This window comes from Enterococcus sp. 10F3_DIV0382, from assembly GCF_002140245.1.
Classification (GTDB): Bacteria; Bacillota; Bacilli; order Lactobacillales; family Enterococcaceae; genus Enterococcus_B; species Enterococcus_B lactis.
In genome coordinates, this window is record NZ_NGMF01000001.1 from 71,519 (window position 1) to 91,572 (window position 20,054).

The following is a 20,054-nucleotide window of genomic DNA, read 5'->3' on the forward strand; positions in this document are numbered from 1 at the left end:
CTAGACTTTGACTAACAGTAAAAATTCCGTCAGTTACGGCTTCTCAAATATCATTTATTTAAAGCCACTCAGCACAAATTTTACCTTTTCTAAGGTAAATAGTAAAGCCAACTGGTTGAATTTCCTTACCAGTTGGCTGAATTTCTTTTTTATTTTGATTGTTTTGTCTTTTTCTCTGTCTCTTTTTTATTGTCGATCCCTCGTCCTGCATGGGCAGGTTTAGCAAAGATCATGCGTCCAGCAGCTGTTTGAAGAGCGCTTGTCACAACAACTTCGATACGTTCATTCATGTAATGCTGTCCATCTTCTACGACAACCATCGTGCCATCATCAAGATAGGCTACCCCTTGTTGGCGTTCTGTTCCGGCTTTTACTACTAGAACATTCATCGTTTCGCCAGGAATGACGACTGGTTTCACGGCATTTGCCAACGCATTGATATTAAGAACAGGTACATTTTGGAATTCAGAGACTTTATTCAAGTTATAGTCATTGGTTACGATGACACCGTCTAAAAGCTTGGCTAATTTGATCAACTTGCTGTCTACTTCGCTGATATCTTCAAAGTCTCCATCGTACATTTCGACAGATATACCTTCTTCTTTTTGCAAAGCATTTAGGATATCTAATCCGCGACGACCACGCACACGTTTCAAACTATCCCCTGAGTCCGCGATGTATTGTAGTTCGTAAAGAACAAAATTAGGGATCATCAAGGTTCCTTCTAAAAATCCAGTCTTTGTAATATCATAAATCCGACCATCAATAATCACACTTGTATCCAAGATTTTATATTTATGGAAATTTTCTCCTGATTTTCGTTCTAACAGTTGGCTCTCCACTTGGCTAGCTGTTTCTTGCTCGATTTTTTTGCTTCGTGAACCAAAGACTTTCTTCCATTCTTCGATTCGTGTCGTTCCCATTCTCAATCCCAAATAACCTAAGATGATCATCAGTAAAATCGGCAATACACTATTGACGAATGGAATTTCCATATTGTAAAGAGGGGTTGAGATCACAACGCCTAAAGTCAATCCGATGATCGCACCGATCGCACCGAAGAGAAGATAAGTCAAGCTGACCTCGCTTAGTTTTTGTTCTACTTGTTTGATAATAGCTGAGATATGTTTGGCCAACAGCAAAGATAATAAAAAGAAAATAAGTGCGCCTAACAAACTGTTGGTAAATGTATTATTCAGCCACCCATTTGACTGTTGACCGATTGCCTGCCAAGCTGAGGGTAAAAATGAAATACCCAAGCTTGCGCCGACAATGATCATCAGCAACGTAATGACACGTTTTTGCATCGTTTTTCCTCCGTTTCGACAATCATTTATTATTTAGTGGAACACACGCTTCAACGTTTCAGCCAAAGTTGCTACTCCAACGATCTCGATTCCTTTTGGCGCTTCCCAGTTGCCTAAGTTGTTTTTAGGCAGGTAAACTTTTGTGAAGCCGAGTTTTTGGACTTCTTTGACCCGTTGTTCAATATGACTGACACGTCTGATTTCTCCAGTCAGTCCGATTTCACCGATGAAACATTCCGTCGGCTGTGTTCCTTTTTCTTTGTAGCTTGAAGCAATACTGACAGCGATAGCTAAATCAATCGCTGGTTCATTTAATTTTACCCCACCTGCAGCTTTTAAGTAAGCATCTTGATTCTGAAGAAGTAGTCCAGCTCTTTTTTCCAGCACTGCCATGATTAGAGATACACGATTGAAATCAAGACCTGTTGTTGTTCGCTTAGCATTTCCGAACATAGTAGGTGTGACTAATGCTTGGATCTCTACCAAAATTGGGCGTGTTCCTTCCATTGCTACAACGATAGCAGAGCCAGTCGCACCGTCTAGGCGTTCCTCCAAGAAAATCTGTGAAGGGTTAGCGACTTCTTCCAATCCATGCTCATGCATTTCAAAAATCCCAATCTCGTTCGTTGAGCCAAATCGGTTTTTTACCGCTCGTAAAATTCGGAAACTATGATGTTGTTCACCTTCAAAATATAACACTGTATCCACCATATGCTCTAACATTCTTGGACCGGCGATCGAACCTTCTTTCGTAACATGACCGACGATAAAAATGGCAATTCCATTCGTTTTAGCGATTTTGAGTAATTCTGCAGTGGTTTCTCTTACTTGGCTGACGCTTCCTGCCACACTTGTGATGTCTGGCTGCGTCATCGTTTGGATGGAATCAATAATAACATAATCAGGGGAGATATGTTCGATGGCACGACTGATTTCATTCATATCTGTTTCAGCGTATAGATAAAATTCTGTGTTGATACTTCCGAGGCGCTCCGCGCGTAATTTTATCTGTTCTGCGCTTTCTTCGCCGGATACATACAAGACTTTCCCGCCTATGGCTGCTAATTGTTGAGAAACTTGTAACAGCAAAGTAGATTTACCAATACCTGGATCTCCACCAATCAAGACCATGGATCCCGGAACCACGCCTCCACCTAGCACACGGTTCAGTTCTTCTAATTTCGTTTTGACCCGAGGTTCTTTTTTAGGGACGACGTCTGCGATTTTTGTTGGTTTCGCTTTTTCTCCTGTCAAACTTGTCCGCGTTCTGCGGTCTGTTGTATCTTGTTCGATTTCTTCGACCATCGTATTCCATTTTCCGCAATTTGGGCAGCGTCCCAAGAACTTAGGCGACACATACCCGCAATTTTGGCAAACAAATTGTACTTTTGATTTTTTTGCCATTGTACCGCCTCCTCTTATTCTAACCATGAGACATTAAATCAAGCTTAAATTTCTTTATCGTTTTATTTACTGGAAGAACCAAATCCGCCTTGACGTTGAGCAGTCGTTTGATCTTGATCTGCTTTTAAAAATGGCAAGAAGATCCCTTGACCGATACGCTCACCTTTCTTGATCACTACATCCTTGAAACCAAAGTTGGTGAATTGGAACATGATATGTCCTTCATTTGCCTCATTATTGTAATAATCACTGTCAATCACACCTACGCCGTTCGTCAACACTAAAAACCGCTTCAACGGATTGCTTGAACGGTTAGCAAGCTGCAAAAATTCATCTTCTCCCATGTAGGCTTTGACCCCAGTAGGCACAAGGATCGGTTTTAACTGTTTTTCATTTTCTGATACGTCTTTTTTCAATGCATCTGCGATTGTTTCCAATCCTTTTTTCCAGCCTGCTTTCCAGATACTTGGAATCACGACCTCTTCTGCTGCTTCAAAATCATAGCCAGCAGCATGATGTGTAGCGCGCTGCGGTAGATTGATATTTTGCTCTTTATATTTAGAAATAACTTCAAATCCTCTTTTTCTCACCGGTTTTCCTCCCTAAATAAACTACTCCTATTCTAACATATTCGAGGCTATAAAAGACTCTCTTTACAAATTCTTCAAGAAATTCTGCTATCCTAAAGTCAACCATTAACGCGTTCTTTTACCGAACAACTGCAAGTTGTACAAAAAAACTATTTTTTACATGACTTTACTCGTCAAAACAAGTAGAATAGAACGAAATTAATGAGTGGATATTTGATTGAGGTGTCACATGCGTAAAGAAATAAAAAATGCAAAACGAATTATTGTCAAAGTAGGAACAAGTACATTGATCTATCCCAATGGAAACATCAATCTTGCAGCGATCGATCAGTTAGCTTTTGTCCTTTCCGATCTTAGAAATCGTGGAAAGGAAGTGATCCTAGTCTCATCAGGGGCTGTAGGCGTCGGTATGCATAAATTACATTTGTCAGAACGTCCGACTTTGATCCCTGAACAGCAAGCGGCGGCGGCTGTTGGCCAAGCCGAATTGATGAATATCTATAATCAAAGATTCAGTGTATATAATCAGCAGACAGCACAAATCCTCGTGACAAGAGATGTGGTAGATTACCCTGAAAGTCGTAAAAATGTGAGGAATACATTGGAACAGCTTTTGATCATGGATACGATTCCTATTGTGAACGAAAACGATACTGTCGCAGTAGATGAATTAGATCATCTGACCAAATTTGGTGATAATGATCAGCTGTCAGCAATCATGGCAAAACTTGTCGCGGCAGACCTTTTGATCGTTCTTTCTGATATCGACGGTTTTTATTCAGATAATCCGGCTACAAATCCCGAGGCTCAGATGTATCGCTATATCGATAAAATCGATGAAAAGATTCTGGCACAAGCAGGTGGTGCAGGTAGCACCTTTGGAACAGGCGGTATGCAAAGTAAATTAAAAGCAGCTTCTAGGATATTTGAAGCAAACAGTGCAATGATTCTAGCAAATGGGAAAAATCCGGCAATCATTTTTGATATTCTTGCAGGAAAAGAAGTAGGTACTTTATTTAAGGAGGACTTGAAATGACTGATTTGATGCAATTAGGGCAACAGGCAAAAGATAGTGCGCAACAACTAGCACTTATGCCTACAAACCGTAAAAATGAGCTACTTGTTCAGATGGCGAAAACCATCAAAAAGAATCAACAGGCAATCATCGAAGCAAATCATAAGGACTTAGAAAAAGCAGTCGAAAACAATATCAGTGAAACGATGCAAGACCGCTTACAACTGACACCTGAGCGAATCAATGCCATGGTTGCAGAGATCGAAAAGATTGCTTCGTTAGACGATCCTATTGGAAAAGTAGATGAGATGTGGACGAACACCGACGGATTGAGAATCGGCAAAAAGCGCGTGCCCCTCGGCGTGATCGGTATCATTTACGAATCTCGTCCAAATGTCACGACTGATGCAGCCAGTCTAGCGTTCAAATCAGGAAATGCCGTTATCCTTCGCGGTGGCAAAGAAGCATTCTTCTCGAATCAATTACTGGTCCAACTATTGCAGCAAGTACTGCTTAGTGCTGGCGAATCTCCTTATGCCATCCAGTTTGTTGATGATACTTCTCATGAAACTGCAGAACAGTTGATGCGATTGACAGAATACTTAGATGTGCTGATTCCTCGAGGCGGAGCAAAATTGATTCAACGAGTCAAAGAACAGGCAACGGTACCTATCATTGAAACAGGTACAGGAAATAATCACGTATACATCGATAAAGAAGCACAGTTGTCTATGGCAGTGAAAATCATTGTCAATGCAAAAGCTTCCCGTCCTTCTGTCTGCAACGCGGCAGAAACATTACTGATCCATTCTGAGATCGCCCCCTTTTTCTTACCGGCCATTGAAAAAGAACTGGTAGAACACGGCGTCTCTTTACGTGCGGATGCTCGTGCGTTAGAATATCTAGAGACAGCTGCTTTAGCAGAAGAGGCAGATTGGGATACTGAATATCTGGATTATATCCTTGCCGTCAAAGTAGTCGATTCTTTAAGCGAAGCAATTGCGCATATCAACCGACATAACACCAAGCATTCAGAAACAATCGTGACAGATAGCTATTCGGCTAGTCAGCGTTTCTTGAATGAAGTGGACGCGGCGGCTGTCTATGTCAATGCCTCCACTCGTTTTACAGACGGATCGGTATTTGGTTTTGGTGCAGAGATCGGTATCTCTACTCAAAAGTTGCATGCCCGTGGTCCAATGGGGTTAAATGAATTGACTTCCACAAAATATATCATTTATGGCGATGGACAAATCCGCGAATAATGTTTCGTGTGAAACATTATTCCCGCCTTTTGCCTTTTTACTGTAAAGGTTCTATCCAATTAGAAAGGTGTCAATATGTTTGAAATTTTAATGATTTTTTTTATTTACCTTATTTCTCTGAATATCGCTGCTTTTCTAGGAGTCGGTATTTTATCCCTTTTTTTTCAGTTCAAAAAACGAAGCATAGGGGGTCAACGGGAAAAATGGGCGCAGTATTTTGACAAAATTGGTCCAAAAGGTTTGGTTGCTCGCTTACACATCAGCTACATGGTTGCATTATGCCTGTTAGCTGGAGTCAATTACTATTCTTTTTTCGATCATTCAATTGCCTATACGATTACGTTGCTGATTGCTGGGATCTTTCACTTATCTTATAAATATCAGCTGAATAAAAACCACTTGAATCGGACTTTCCGCTAAAAAATGTCCGTATGATAAGTAGGGTGCCTTGAACACCGGCAAAAAACTGCCGAACTTTTTAGGGGCTTTGACAAAGATTTTGTCAAAGCCCCTTTTCCCATATAAACGGTGTTCTCCTACCAGCTGCCTGGTAAATCTGTTTCCTCTTCGTTAAGAAGCGAAAATCCGTCAAATGTTTCGCCATCATAATAACGAAGCAGCTCATCCATGGACAAGTCCATCGTTTTTTCTTTTTCTTCTTCCGCTGATTCTGCCAATAGCTGTTCCCGATACATCTGATATATACCAGCTATTTTTTGCTGCATCGCTTTTCTAGTTTCACCTTCCGCGTTGATCATTGGCAATTCTTTGATATAGCCACGATAAATCAACCGATCATCTAAAAATTCAATGGGTAATTCAACGAGTGTCAACCCGACTTCCTGAAAATATTCTTCCAGCATCTATTATCCCCCCATTCTTTTTCTTAAATGAATTTTAGCTTACCTACTAAAAATTTTCCAGTTACATTATTTTGAGAAAAAAAAGGAATGTGACACGATTTTTGTCACATTCCCTTTTTCCAAATAAACGGTGTTCAAAAGATTGCATCTGCGGTAATAAGTCCAACCAAACGAAAAATAGGAGGAGCTGTTTTTGTTTGGCTGTTCTTATGATTTGAGGCAGGACAGCTTTTTCACAACCTTTAGTTTCTTATTTTTCTTCATTTGTAGCAAAATAATTACGGTGATAAATGATACAACATACACTGATAAGAACAATGGCACCTGCAAAATAAAACGCATAGCTTTCACCAATATGTTCGCCGATCACACCTGCAATAAATGGTGCTAAAGCTCCACCGAAAAAGCGGACAAAACTATAGCTGGAAGAAGCAACGTTTCGTTGCAGACCGGGTATTTCCATAGCAATCGTCGTCAACAATGTATTAATGATCCCTTGGAAAAATCCTGCTAACACAATACTGATCGGTACAAGGACTGGCATAGAAGTACCAGCTCCTAATAACAGCAAACAAATAATGAATAAGACAAATGCAGCTAAAATCGTCCGATAAGTCGTAAACTTCCGCTCAAGAGCCGGTGCAACGAAAATCGAAGCAATAGCCAGAAGCACACCCCAGCCAAAAAATACAAAACCGACTTCTAATTCAGAATAGCCAATCAATAAAAATGGCGCATATGCAAGTAAAGTAAAGAATCCGAAATTATATAACAATGCGATCAGTCCAACTGAACGAAGTTTATGATTGCTTAACGCTTTGACACCTTCCCAAAGGCCTACTTTTCTCTTTGGTTTCTCAGTTTCAGGTAAAAGTACCGCTAGGGCTATAAAACCGCAAAACATCAAAAATGCTACCCCAAAAAATGGATAACGCCATGAACCACTGCCCAAGACTCCACCGACTAGAGGACCAACTGCCATTCCGCAGCCAAGTGCTGCTTCATACATCATGATTGCTTTTTCTGTGTTACCGACTAAAATACTGACGATCGTTGCTAGAGCAGTAGAGACAAATAAAGCATTCCCGACACCCCAGCCAGCACGTAACCCAATCAACATACCGATATTGCCAGATAATCCACCAAGACCAGCGAATACAACGATGATAAACAATCCGGTCATCAATGTTTTTTTCAAGCCAATCCGACTAGATAAGAAACCTGTAAATAGCATCACCACACCAGTGACTAGCATGTAACTAGTAAATAACAGGGTCGTTTCAGCTGGCGTAGCGTTTAACTGTGCAGCAATCGTTTTTAAAATCGGGTCTACCAGGCCCACTCCCATAAAAGCGATCATACAGGTAGCTGCTACAACTAGCGCCGAACTTTTCCCCTTTGTTTCTTCATTTGTTTGTTCTTGTATATCTATTTGATTCTCCAATATTTCCATCCCTTTCTCTCTATTAGCATCATACATGATTTATTTTACATGTCAATATGCACATGTAAAACATGGAAACTTTACTGTGATATAATAAAGAAAATAAGACGAGAGGTAGGATTTTTATGAATACTTTAGCCTATATATTATTATGCGTGCTTTTATCCAAACCGCGTTCTGGGTATGAATTGAAGCAGCTGATCACGATTTTTTGGGAAGCTCATCACAGTCAAATCTATACGACGCTTGCTAAGTTAGACCAACAGGGTTATGTGACCGTTTTGGACAAAGACGAGCATTCTCAAAAAAAGATCTACCACTTGACTGATGAAGGACGTGCCCTTGTAGAGGAATGGATCAAAGAGGAGACCCCAGCTCCTACGCAAAAAGATGAATTTTTAGCAAAAATCTATGCTTTTTCGACACTCGACAAAACAACAGCTACTGGACTGCTATTCACTAGAGAACAACAACTGAACAAAATCATGCAAAAAAATCAAAAAAAATTGAATGACCTCTCGCTAGACAAGAGACAAGAATTTGGACGTTATGTTGTGATCCAGCGTCGAATCATGCTTTGTCAGCAGGAACTCCAATGGTGTCAGCAAGTAAGAGAACAAATGCAGCCGTTTTTTGAGTAATGGATAAACAGAACCTTTCTAGATTTATCTATTAAGCAACGAATCATCTTCACTAAAAGAACGATACAGCTGAAAAAGAAAAACGATCCGAAAGACAGGCAAAAACCTATCGTTCGGATCATTTTTCTTTCTAGAACTGCATTGAAGGAACTGTGACAAAAAGCAGGTCACAACCTTTTTTTCAAATAAACAGTGTTCCATTATTCATTGCTTTGAATGGCTTTCAACACACTTCTTGAAAGTGGGCCAACGATAATCAACTGCAACGGTAAAGCGGCAATCACATTCATTTTCCAAGCATTCATATAAGCAGAGAATAATTGATCAGGTATTCCTTGTTCCATGATCACACCAAACAAAGACATACATGTGACCATTCCTAAAACCATCAAGCAAGAAATAGTTAAGATCATTTGGATCTTGCTTTCTGGATTTACTGGTAGTTTAAAGGCAATTTTTTTCGCCAGCACACCGATGATGAAGACATCCAAAATGAAAGCCACCACGAATCCAGGCACTAGACCAATCAATAAACTTGATAAATGAAGATCTTGATGCAACCATAAATTATACGCGCTCATTCCCAAGACCATCAAAAAACACATCATTGTTGTAAAAATTATTCCTTCTTTTTTATTTGTAGGCAATCTGTACCACTCCTTTAAATTTGTCACGAAAATCATCGTAGCACATTTAAAAATTTCTCGTAAGTACTTTTTTTATTTTCTGCCCTTTTATTTCATAAACTTCATCAGCCGTACGCTCGACAAAGTAGGAATCATGTGAAGTAAACAAAATCGTTCCCGGATATACTTGCATCAGCTGCTCTAAAGCTTCGATCGTTGCCACATCAATGAAATTAGTCGGTTCATCTAACAGCAACACATTACTTGGCTTAGTAAAAAGCAAAGCAATCGTCAAACGAGTCGCTTCTCCCCCACTTAACGTACACAACGGTTTCGTCAGAGTTTCCTGAGCAAACCCTAAATGATTCAACAAACTGCGGACAAGTGATTCCGAAAACTCTGTTTGTCTCATGACAAAACGAATGACGGATTCTTCAGATGTCATTTGATAATCCTTTTGCTGATATACTTGAAAGCTTACTTTCGGAGAGAGAAGGATTCCTTCTCCTTGTTTGCGGATATGTTCCAATAAAGTTGTCTTACCTGATCCATTTTCGCCGACAATCGCGATTTTTTTACCTAAAGAAAATTGAAAATCGCTATTTATCAGTAATGTTCTTCCGCTTCTTTCCAATTGGATATTTTGTCCCATGATTGGATAACGATTGTGGAGTTCAAGAGATTTTGGTACTGGAAAACGGATTTGTTTCATCTGTTGCGGTTTGGTTGTTTCTCCTATTTTTTGGAGTCTTCTCTCTAATGTTTTCGTATTCTTTTGGATGGCTTTTTGTACACTGTCTTTTTGTTTAGAGGAAGACAACCGATCCGGTCTGATTTGTTGCTTTTTCTTTTTACTGGACACTTTTTCTAACTTTTCCGCTTGTTTTTTCTTTTCTTGGATCGATTTTTCCAATCGTTTTTTCTCTTTCATGATCGACTCTGCTTCTCGTAGCTGAGTCTTTTTCTCCAATTCCCTTTGAGTGAGATAGGCACTATAATTCTCCGGAAACTCTCGGATTTCTCCGTCTTTTACTTCCCAGACTTTCGTTGCCAACTCATCTAGAAAATAGCGGTCATGACTAACAAAAATCAGCGTGCCATAATAATAACGAAGCTCTTCAATTAGTCGATCCATACTTTTTCTATCTAGATGGGTTGTCGGCTCGTCTAGAAGCATCCCTTGTTCATAAGAAGAAAGAAGACGTATCAACTCGATCTTTCGTTCTTCCCCTCCACTCCATTTCCGTTCCGAAGTTTCTTCCAGTTTCAACTGGAAATGACTGGCTAATTCCAAATTTAGGTCCTTTGCCTCAGCAAGATAGGTTAATTGAGGCAGATAGTTGAAAGTGATCTCTGTTTGGATTTTCCCTTGATTGGGGATAAGTTCACCGACTATCAGTTTCAGCAACGTTGTTTTACCGACTCCATTTTCCCCTATGATTCCTATCCGATCTTGCTGATAGACACGAAGAGAATCAATAGATAATTCTAACTGGTTACCAAAACGAACTTGCAGGTTTGTTATATTTACTGCTAAATTTTCCATATGTTTTACACTCCTATTTCATGTAAAACAACAATATCGATACTAAAAAAGAGCAGAAAAATCTGTTTGCAAAAAAACTGCATAACATCTTTTCCTACTCTGAACGAAATAACTATGACTAAATCATCAAATCTGTCATAGCTTTCACCTATTCTACTGTCGTTCGAAAAAATGGACATACTCCACCCATGAAATTGTTGTTTATACATGTCTTTTGAATTTATTTAGTTGTTATTCAAAAGTTCAAAACGTAATTTCATCGATGCAGTCATTTTTCCGACCTCCTTTTTTATTAGGTTACCACACACGATTCAAAAAAAGCAATAGCTACTGAACAGTAACTGAAAACCTTTTATTTGAACGTAGTGATCTTTTCTGGTGCTAAACGTACAGACTCGTAACCTTCTTCTACCGCTTTTCCTATTGATAAAATAATAACTGGAACATAGCGGTCTTTATCCAAACCAAATGCCTCTGCCAACTGATCTGCTTCGAAGCCACCAATTGGATTTGTTTCATAGCCATGATCACGTGCAACTAACATGAATTGCATAGCCGCTAAGCTAGAATCGACTTTGACTACATCGTTCATTTCTTCTCTTGAAAAACTCTTGTAATAAGGAATGATCGCAGCTAATTGTTGATCTCTGACTTCTTTTGGCATCTTCCCTGATTCGTAAGCTTGGTTATAGATTTCTTCGCCATATTCATAACATTGCATATCGCCAAAAATCATGACCATTGCAGAAGAAGTATCATTTTGTCTCGTATTGAAACGGATCAAAGGACGCAAGATTTCTTTTGCTTCCTCGCTTTCTGCGACTACAAAGCGCCATGGTTGCATATTGACAGAAGAAGGAGCAGTCGTCGCTTCTTTGATCATTTCCAGCATTTCTTCGTGTGGGATTTTGTATGTTTCATCATATACGCGAACGGATCTTCTACCAGTCATAATTGTTGAAAAATCATTTTTTTGTTCCATTATTATTAACCTCTTTCGTTTCTGTTGTTATATTGCAAAGTTGGGTATTCAATTTATCTAAAAGTGTTAGGAATTGTTTCATCTCTACATCGCTGAAAGCTGGGGACAGCACGGAACCTGTATCTTTATGGTCCATTTCACAATGCTCGATTTTCTGCTGGGCTTTTTCTGTCAGTGCTACGTAAACTTCCCGGTTGTTCTGAGGATTTCTCTGACGCGAAACATACCCGTTTGCTTCTAAAACCTTCAGATGACGAGTAACTGCTCCTTGATCAATCTGCAACTTTTCTTGCAAACTGCTTTGCAGCAATGGATTTTCTTCTTTCAGTCTCATCATGATCTCGTATCTAGTAAGACTTATACCGATATTTTCCTCAAAGATCTGGACGATTTTTTGATCGGCTAATTTGATTTGATATAAAAGGTGGCTAATCTCTTCTAAAGACATAATTTCCTCCTCTCCAATAATTGACTAGTCAACGATTGACTTGTCAATAATAGAATAAAAAAAGAAAAAAGTCAAAGAATCAGCTGTGAAATTAAAAAACAAAGGCTTTCAATAGAAATGAGTGTAAATAAAAGAAATCTCTTGTAGAATGAAAAGAAAGAACAATAAAAAAGAAAGAGAGGACAATGATATGAGAAAAAGAAGATTAGCCGCAGTATTTCTCTTAGTGAATGCGACATTGTTACCTAATAGTCTCGTATTTGCTGATACCGTTTTGTCAAATGTTCAAACAACAGAAACATCTGCCCTATCAGAAGATGAAAGCGCACCATCCCAATCAAGCCTATTTGGAGAGAATTCCTATCAAAATCTAGAAGACAGCTCTTCTGCAGTAGAAAATTTCACACCGCCGAAAATCTCTGGAAATCCCTCTTTGCAAGGAGCAAATGGTAGATTTGAACAAATGAAACCTGATAAAATCCACCTTTCAGCTTCAAAACAAACAAAGGAATCGTTCATTCAGCAGCAATCTACTCATAGCTACATTGATGCGCAAGGTGTGTATGAGATTGTCTCTACTGATGTCCAGCTACCCGATGGACAATGTGTGGATAAAGGAACGATCCAACTAGTCATACCAACAGAGCCAACAGAACAAGTCACCAATTATCTGGCCTATTATGTAGCAAAAAAAATCAAAACCTATTCTTTACCCTTGGAAAAATCAGCTGATTTCTTGATGTTTGACGATTCGATCACTCTAGACAAGGAGCATTTTCTTTCTTCCGTACGTGCGTATTACTCGGAAGTTTCAGCTGATCCTATCATTCAAACACATATAAGTATGACAGAAACCTATACGACTCTGAATGAAACAGATATTTATCCTACCTTCTATCGCCAAGAAGAACATCAAAAAATATCTGGACCAGCCCTCATCACAGATAAAGTAGCGTTATCTGATCAAACGACTTGGGTACATATCCAAACAGCAAACTATGAAGGATGGGTAGCAGCGAACTCTGTAACTGCTCATGAGCCAAAAACAGTTCCAGTTGAAGCATCACAAGGTCAGCTTTCTGAATCAACTGTTGCCTCTCTGTCCCTTGATCAAGCTTGGCTAGAACAATCAGAGGAAACCATTTCACATTCAGAAAGTTATCACGTACAAAGAGCAGTCCAAATCAGCAATCAAGTGTTTTATGTGCTGACAGCAAAGGATTCTTCAATCGTTTTTGTCCCACAGAAAGAATTCCAACCAGAGGGTTCAGTATCAGCAGAGACTGATTCCTCAAATGAACAGATAGGAACAGCTGAAAGTACAGCATCTGATTCAAAAGAAACAACTGATTCTTCTTTCCAGCCGCAAAACAAAGTGCCACAGACAGATGAATCTACCTTGCGTACTGCACGTCCATCTATTACTTATAGTACACATGTCAAAAATCGTGGTTGGCTGCCAAATGTTTCTAGCGGTCAACTTTCAGGAACAACAGGTCAATCTTTACAAGTAGAAGCTTTTCGTATCCATCTTTCATCCTCCCTCTCTGGTGCTATTGAATACACCTCTTATGTCCAAGGTTCAGGATGGCAAAATTGGGTAGCTAACGGCGCTATTTCTGGAACGACTGGACAAGTCAAACAGATTGAAGGAATCAATATTCGATTAACTGGACAATTAGCAGCAACTTACAATGTTTATTATAGAGTCCATGTACGAAATTTTGGCTGGCTTCCTTGGACAATGAACGGAAATCCTTCCGGAACACTTGGATACGGTCATCAAATCGAAGCAATTGAAATCCAATTATTGGACAAAAACAGTTCCGGCCCTGCTACCAACGGTATTTCTTATATCGAAAAGGAACCATCCGTATTGGCGAATACTCACGTAACTAACAGAGGTTGGTTAGGCCAGACAGATGCTGCTAATCAAGCTGGTACGACTGGCCAACGGTTAAGTCTTCAAGCAATGCAACTGCGTTTATCTGAAAATACAATTGGTGGCGGTATCACTTATCAATCCCATATCGCTAACAAAGGTTGGGAAACCAACTGGGCACAAAATGGCACGATTTCTGGTACGACTGGACAAAATCTGCCTATTGAGGCGATCCGCATCAATCTGACTGGCACAATCAGCACCCGATATGACGTTTATTATCGTGTACATGCACAAGAATTCGGCTGGATGAACTGGGCAAAGAACGGTGAATCAGCTGGTACACAAGGCTATGCTTACCGTGCAGAAGCGATTCAAATTGTATTAGTAAGGAAAGGTGGAGCCGCACCTGGTGCAACTACTCGCGCCTTTCGTATAGCTCCACCTAGAATCACGTTGCAAGGACATGTATCGAATATTGGCTGGGTAAGCCAAACGAGCCTGAACAACTCGATCAGCTACGCAAATCAAGGAAGACAATTTGAAGCGATTCGCGCAAATTTAGGAACATCAAGGTATACTGGCGGTATCCAATATGATTCACACCTAGCTGACAGCGGTTGGACCAGAACTGTAGCCAATGGAGCAATCTCAGGAACGACTGGACAAAATCGCTCTCTTCAAGCCTTTTCCTTTCAGTTGACAGGAGAACTTGCTGAAAACTATGATATTTATTATCGTGCCTTTGTTCGTTCCAGAGGCTGGTTAGGCTGGGCATCAAATGGACAAAAAGCAGGCTCTGTCAGAATGAATTTGCCTGTTGAAGGTATCCAGCTAACCATTGTTGAAAACGACCGGCGGCCAAGCGGCTATCAGCCAAACCAACTGACGATTCTAGGACAAGTGAACGATCAGACACCTCAGGGAAGATTCATCAATTCCGTCAGCCAAAGTGCGAATCGTATCGCGCCTGCTCATGGCTTGTATACTTCTGTCATGTTGGCTCAAGCAATCCTAGAAACAGGATATGGCACAAGCTATCTAGCTCAGCACGCGAATAACTTCTTTGGGATGAAATTCAAAGACGGCGAAGATGAAGGAAAGTATGGCTATATCTGGCATATATCTAACGAAGTGATCAATGGTGTCGTTGTCCCTGTCAATTCAAAATTTCGGGTCTATCAGTCCACTGACCAATCCTTCTTAGATAATGCCTTAAAATTAAGATATGGTGTTTCTTGGGATCCAAACCGATATGCGGGGACATGGAAAGTCAATGCACGTTCTTATAGAGATGCTACCCGTGCATTAACAGGAACATACGCGACAGATCCTGATTACGGTCAAAAATTGAATAATCTGATCGAATATTGGAAGCTGGATCAATTTGATTGAACGGGCATAAAAAAAGGTTGTGACAACATTCTTGTCACAACCTTTTTTGAGTAAACGATGGTCCAGAAGTACCTTCTTCAAGAATAAGCCGAAATTTCTTGAAGCTGACCACTTCTGTCACAACCTCTTTTTAATAACCATAAAATCCTATTCCTTCATATCTCCAGCCCATTGGCGTTAGCCAATCTCTTTCTTTCGCACTTAAGGTATAGTGATGGGTACCAGTTTTTTCATTTGGATTGAATAGTCGATAGATTGGCTTGGAACCACCAGAATAAAAACTTAGACCTTCATAGCGCCAACCGATTTTTGTTAAAGAGTTGATCTCAGATTGCGCCATTGTGTAATGATGGTCTCCGCTGTAAGGATTGTATAAACGGTAGACAGGCTGTCCACTGTTTGGTACTTGCCAAGCAATTCCTTCATATTCCCAGCCTACAGTTGGCAGATAATTTTTTTCGCCGGCATTCAATGTATACAAATGCTCTCCTGTATGACGATTATATAAACGATACATTGGAGAAGTTGAAGTTGGTGCTGTATCATACTGCGTCAGATTGTAAGTCTCGATTACATTGTTTAGTGTAGCACCATAATTAGGCGCAGTGGCATAACGACCGGTCAACCAAGCTGTAGCATCCTTGTAAGAGTTCGTATTGCTTTTCCATGCACCAGAATAGTAATACACGCCCGGCTGGAAAGAAGTCGTCTTCAATACCGTCACATTATCTTGTAATGATTCTTTGTACGAAGGATATTTTCTAAAAGCAGCATTTACCGTGATCCATTGTCCATTTACATATTCCGAAGTAGGCATCGTAACAGATTGGCCATTATAGCTTCCTTTGATTCCAAATAGATTGTAATTAGGAGCAGAAGCCAAGGCACTGTTCCCCCAGCCGCTTTCAACGATTGCTTGTGCAATCATGACTGATGCGTATAAGTCATTGGCACTTGCCAAGCTTTGTGCAGTGGACGCAATACTATCAATGAATGCTTGTTGAGAATTAGCAGATGAGCGGGCAGAAAAAGCGTAGCCAGTATAGTTTTCGAATTCAGACAAATCTGCTTGATGGGTATGTGTCAATGTTTGTCCATCTGTCAATTGATTCGTGATTTCTTCCGCATTCTCTGGATTTTTCTGAGCTTCTGCTGATGTGCTTTCTTCCGTTTGCGGTTGTTCTGTTGTCCCTGTTGTTGATTCTTCAGTTGAAACCGTATTTTCGGAGACAGTAGCTGACTGCAACGTACTTTCTGTATCGTTTTCAATTCCTATTTCTGAAGAACCCGTTGTCTGAGCTGTGACTGTTCCTGTCGTTTCTTCAGCTAGCACGGTTGTGTTGGCAACTGCTAGATTTCCTAAAAGAATAACGCTAAATAATAAATTTCTTGCTTTCATTCTTTTTCTCCTTTAAATATGAAACTTTTCCTAAATAACAGTGTAAATAAAAAAGTAAAAGTAAGTCAATGCTCATAATTAAATAACATACGTTTCTTTATTTTGCGCTCTCAATGTTCCTCATATATTCCATTAAATTACTATAATTATAAAAAAAGAATTGACAAAACATAACTGTCTATATAAAATGATTACGTTAACAATAATTCGTTTCATGTGACTAGATCATACTAGGCATGAAAAATCTCTGAGGAACATGGTTTCCCTAGGAGGTTTTTCGTGTCTATTTTTGTTTGGCCGCAATCAACTGGTCTAGCAAACATGAAAACCAAATCTTCAAAAAGGGTGCGCGCATGAAAATCAAAAAGATCTTTAATCAAAATGCAGTATTGGTAGATGACGGTGGGCAGGAAAAAGTAGCTATTGGAAAAGGAATTGGATTTGACAGAAAAAGAAATGATTTGATCTTTGATCGTGATATTGAACGGATATTCGTCATGGAGCCAGAAGGACAAATCAAATTGCAAAATCTACTCAATCAGATCGATGAACGCTTTTTGTTTGCAGCAGAAACAATCATCGATCATGCGGAAACTGTCTTGATGGAGAAACTGAATGAACATGTGTTGATCGCTTTGACCGACCACATTGCTTTTTCTGCGGAGAACATCAATAACGGTATCGTCATCCGCAACAAGCTTTTGAGAGAAATCGAAGTGCTTTACAGTGATGAATTCAGTATTGCTCAATGGGCAGTAGAATATCTGACAAAAGAGCTTGGGATTCCATACACTTATGACGAAGCAGGATATATCGCAATCCACATCCACAGCGGACGAAGCGGTCGAAATAATAACCATCGCAGTATCCGTGAAGTGACGATTGTATCTGATATCATCCATTTAGTGGAATCAGAATTGGAAACAGATATCCATTCAGAACCATTTTCACTGAATTATTCAAGACTGGTGAATCATTTACGACTGCTTCTACAACGAACCCATGCGCAACAATATGCTGTCTTAGATACGGAAATCGTAGAAATGGTCAAACGAAAATACCCAGAAAGCTATAAGATTTCTAAAAAAATCCGTGTGTTGCTGACCAAAGAATACCAGCTCGCGATCACGAAAGAAGAACTGGGTTACTTGGCCATCCATATCGAGCGTTTAAGAAGCGCAATCGTACAAACAAATGTTAACAATCATGAGGAGGAAAAAAATTGAAAGCATATCTACAACGAATGGGACGTTCCCTTCAACTCCCAGTTGCGGTCTTACCTGCTGCTGCTTTACTAGTAGGGATCGGAAACTGGTGGGCATCTTATAGTAACGACATTGTCGCTCATTTTTTACAAGCTGGCGGTAACGCAGTTTTAGGTCAATTACCTTTGCTGTTTGCCGTTGGGTTAGCACTAGGGATGTCAGTGGACAAATCAGGTGCTGCTGCCTTGGCAGGTTTGGTTGCATTTGAAGTTCCAGTAAATGTTTTAAAAACTGATTCAGTAGCTACTTTATTGAATATCAAACCAGAATCAGTTGATCCATCTTTTGCTCAGATCAGTAACGTATTTATTGGTATTATTGCCGGATTGATTGCGGCAGCTCTTTATAATCGTTTCCACGAAGCAAAATTACCGATGGCTTTATCTTTCTTTAGCGGCAAGCGTTTAGTGCCAATCTTGGCTGCCTTCGTCATGCTGCTGATCAGTGCAGTGCTACTGCTCGTATGGCCTCCGGTTTACTCTGCTTTAGTTTCTTTTGCTAAATTCATTTTGAGTTTAGGTTGGGTTGGTGCAGGTCTTTATGGCTTCTTCAACCGTTTACTGATCCCTACAGGATTGCATCAAGCAATGAACTCCGTGTTCTGGTTTGACGTAGCTGGAATCAATGATATCGGTAAATTCTTGGCTTCTGAAGGAACAAAAGGAGTAACAGGAATGTATCAAGCTGGATTTTTCCCAATCATGATGTTCGGGCTTCCAGCAGGAGCATATGCTATTTACAGAAATGCCCGTCCAGAAAACAAAGCAAAAACAGCTTCATTGATGTTAGCAGCAGCTTTTGCTTCATTCTTTACTGGTGTAACAGAACCACTTGAATTCTCATTTATGTTCGTTGCTTGGCCATTATATGTCTTGCATGCAATTTTCACTGGGATTTCTTTAGCAGTGAGTGCATTCTTCCATTGGACAGCAGGATTTGCCTTTAGTGCCGGATTTGTCGATTACTTCCTATCTTTGAAAAATCCGATTGCGAATCAGCCTTTGATGTTGATCGTCCAAGGGTTAGTAACAGCAGTGATCTACTACTTTGGCTTTAACTTTGCTATCAAAAAATTCCATCTGATGACTCCTGGCCGCGAGGAAGCAGATCTTTCAGATGACGATACTGCAACGACTGATTCAGACAATAAATATGCTGCACAAGCAAACAAAATCTACGCTGCATTAGGCGGAGCTGACAATGTAACTTCAATCGACAACTGTACTACACGTCTTCGTTTGCAAGTCAAAGATACAGGCCTGATCGATCAAAACAAAATCAAAGCCACTGGCGTACCTGGAATGAAAATCATTGATGGGAAAAACGCACAAGTTATTGTAGGAACAGAAGTACAATTCGTCGCAGATGAGATGGCAAAACTACATGGTGGTGCTGCAGCAAGACCTGCACAAACAAACACCGTGGTTAAAACAGAAACATTTGCCGGTGGAACGATCGAACAAGATATTTACGCTATCGCAAATGGGAAACTGATTCCAATCACTGAAGTTTCAGATGATGTATTCGCAGAAAAAATGATGGGTGACGGCTATGCTGTATTACCAGAAAATGGAGAAATCTTCTCTCCAATCGCTGGTACGATCACAAACATTTTCCCAACGAAACATGCCGTTGGTATCCAAACTGATTCTGGTATCGAAGTCTTACTTCATATGGGGATCAACACCGTTGACTTAAAAGGCGAACCATTCACTTTATATGTAGAAGAAGGTCAAAAAGTTGCAAGAGGTCAATTGATTGCTTTAGTTGATCTTGCTGCTATTCAATCTGCAGGCAAAAACACGGATATGGTCGTTGTATTCACAAATGGCGACAAAGTCCAAAACCTAGAAATTAAACCCGCACGTGATGTAAAAGCAAATGATAAAATCGGCTCTGTTTCCAACAAAGCCTGATCCATCGTCTTCCCCAGACTTTTTTATCGATAAACAAAAGCAGCTGAGACAAAAATCTTGTCTCAG

At 40.0% G+C, this 20,054-nt stretch carries 17 protein-coding genes; 7 read left to right on the forward strand and 10 right to left on the reverse strand.

Annotation, left to right across the window (positions count from 1 at the left end):
* Positions 1 to 149: 149 nt before the first annotated feature.
* From A5849_RS00340 to A5849_RS00350, 3 genes are all read right to left on the reverse strand, one after another.
* Positions 150 to 1,307 carry a PIN/TRAM domain-containing protein gene (locus A5849_RS00340; protein WP_002287448.1) on the reverse strand — a complete coding sequence of 386 codons (1,158 nt, stop codon included), beginning with the start codon at positions 1,305 to 1,307 and terminating at the stop codon, positions 150 to 152.
* A 33-nt stretch (positions 1,308 to 1,340) separates the two neighbouring features.
* Positions 1,341 to 2,711 (reverse strand): DNA repair protein RadA, encoded by a 1,371-nt coding sequence (radA, locus tag A5849_RS00345; RefSeq protein ID WP_002310456.1) that lies wholly within the window; start codon positions 2,709 to 2,711, stop codon positions 1,341 to 1,343.
* Positions 2,712 to 2,773: 62 nt separating this feature from the next.
* Positions 2,774 to 3,301 (reverse strand): dUTP diphosphatase, encoded by a 528-nt coding sequence (locus A5849_RS00350; RefSeq protein ID WP_002310457.1) that lies wholly within the window; start codon positions 3,299 to 3,301, stop codon positions 2,774 to 2,776.
* Between the two features lie 229 nt (positions 3,302 to 3,530).
* Here A5849_RS00350 and proB point away from each other — a divergent pair, with 229 nt between their 5' ends.
* From proB to A5849_RS00365, 3 genes are all read left to right on the forward strand, one after another.
* A complete protein-coding gene (gene proB, locus A5849_RS00355) occupies positions 3,531 to 4,337 on the forward strand; it encodes a glutamate 5-kinase (protein WP_002344833.1) in 807 nt (268 codons plus the stop codon).
* Positions 4,334 to 5,581 carry a glutamate-5-semialdehyde dehydrogenase gene (locus A5849_RS00360; RefSeq protein WP_002310461.1) on the forward strand — a complete coding sequence of 416 codons (1,248 nt, stop codon included), beginning with the start codon at positions 4,334 to 4,336 and terminating at the stop codon, positions 5,579 to 5,581. Before proB ends, A5849_RS00360 begins: the two co-directional genes overlap by 4 nt.
* 75 nt (positions 5,582 to 5,656) lie before the next feature.
* Complete coding sequence (locus A5849_RS00365; RefSeq protein WP_002310463.1) at positions 5,657 to 6,001, forward strand: hypothetical protein; 345 nt, start codon at positions 5,657 to 5,659, stop codon at positions 5,999 to 6,001.
* Between the two features lie 116 nt (positions 6,002 to 6,117).
* Here A5849_RS00365 and A5849_RS00370 read toward each other — a convergent pair whose 3' ends face one another.
* Together A5849_RS00370 and A5849_RS00380 are read right to left on the reverse strand one after the other, a co-directional pair.
* Positions 6,118 to 6,444, reverse strand: coding sequence for a hypothetical protein (locus tag A5849_RS00370; protein ID WP_002310464.1), 327 nt, complete (start codon positions 6,442 to 6,444; stop codon positions 6,118 to 6,120).
* A 250-nt stretch (positions 6,445 to 6,694) separates the two neighbouring features.
* Positions 6,695 to 7,897: an MFS transporter gene (locus A5849_RS00380; RefSeq protein ID WP_002320448.1), complete on the reverse strand. Its 1,203-nt coding sequence runs from the start codon at positions 7,895 to 7,897 to the stop codon at positions 6,695 to 6,697.
* A 116-nt stretch (positions 7,898 to 8,013) separates the two neighbouring features.
* Here A5849_RS00380 and A5849_RS00385 point away from each other — a divergent pair, with 116 nt between their 5' ends.
* The gene (locus A5849_RS00385; RefSeq protein WP_002310468.1) at positions 8,014 to 8,529 is read left to right on the forward strand and encodes a PadR family transcriptional regulator; all 516 of its coding nucleotides are present in this window, start codon (positions 8,014 to 8,016) and stop codon (positions 8,527 to 8,529) included.
* A 200-nt stretch (positions 8,530 to 8,729) separates the two neighbouring features.
* On the opposite strand, the gene A5849_RS00390 is transcribed toward A5849_RS00385, so the two are convergent.
* From A5849_RS00390 to A5849_RS00405, 4 genes are all read right to left on the reverse strand, one after another.
* Positions 8,730 to 9,176 (reverse strand): DUF2798 domain-containing protein, encoded by a 447-nt coding sequence (locus A5849_RS00390; RefSeq protein ID WP_002310470.1) that lies wholly within the window; start codon positions 9,174 to 9,176, stop codon positions 8,730 to 8,732.
* A 46-nt stretch (positions 9,177 to 9,222) separates the two neighbouring features.
* On the reverse strand, positions 9,223 to 10,701 hold the full coding sequence (gene msr(C), locus A5849_RS00395; protein WP_002314314.1) for an ABC-F type ribosomal protection protein Msr(C): 1,479 nt from the start codon (positions 10,699 to 10,701) through the stop codon (positions 9,223 to 9,225).
* A gap of 352 nt (positions 10,702 to 11,053) precedes the next feature.
* The gene (locus tag A5849_RS00400) at positions 11,054 to 11,683 is read right to left on the reverse strand and encodes a nitroreductase family protein (protein ID WP_002310475.1); all 630 of its coding nucleotides are present in this window, start codon (positions 11,681 to 11,683) and stop codon (positions 11,054 to 11,056) included.
* On the reverse strand, positions 11,667 to 12,131 hold the full coding sequence (locus tag A5849_RS00405) for a MarR family winged helix-turn-helix transcriptional regulator (RefSeq protein ID WP_002310476.1): 465 nt from the start codon (positions 12,129 to 12,131) through the stop codon (positions 11,667 to 11,669). Before A5849_RS00405 ends, A5849_RS00400 begins: the two co-directional genes overlap by 17 nt.
* Positions 12,132 to 12,279: 148 nt before the next feature.
* Between A5849_RS00405 and A5849_RS00410 the strand changes: the two genes are divergently transcribed.
* Positions 12,280 to 15,408: a glucosaminidase domain-containing protein gene (locus A5849_RS00410; RefSeq protein ID WP_002347844.1), complete on the forward strand. Its 3,129-nt coding sequence runs from the start codon at positions 12,280 to 12,282 to the stop codon at positions 15,406 to 15,408.
* A 130-nt stretch (positions 15,409 to 15,538) separates the two neighbouring features.
* On the opposite strand, the gene A5849_RS00415 is transcribed toward A5849_RS00410, so the two are convergent.
* A complete protein-coding gene (locus A5849_RS00415; RefSeq protein ID WP_002335295.1) occupies positions 15,539 to 16,807 on the reverse strand; it encodes a glycoside hydrolase family 73 protein in 1,269 nt (422 codons plus the stop codon).
* A gap of 353 nt (positions 16,808 to 17,160) precedes the next feature.
* Between A5849_RS00415 and A5849_RS00420 the strand changes: the two genes are divergently transcribed.
* Together A5849_RS00420 and nagE are read left to right on the forward strand one after the other, a co-directional pair.
* The gene (locus tag A5849_RS00420) at positions 17,161 to 18,033 is read left to right on the forward strand and encodes a PRD domain-containing protein (protein ID WP_002310480.1); all 873 of its coding nucleotides are present in this window, start codon (positions 17,161 to 17,163) and stop codon (positions 18,031 to 18,033) included.
* Complete coding sequence (gene nagE, locus A5849_RS00425; protein ID WP_002335294.1) at positions 18,030 to 19,988, forward strand: N-acetylglucosamine-specific PTS transporter subunit IIBC; 1,959 nt, start codon at positions 18,030 to 18,032, stop codon at positions 19,986 to 19,988. The genes A5849_RS00420 and nagE overlap by 4 nt, the downstream gene beginning before the upstream one ends.
* The last annotated feature ends 66 nt before the right edge of the window (positions 19,989 to 20,054 follow it).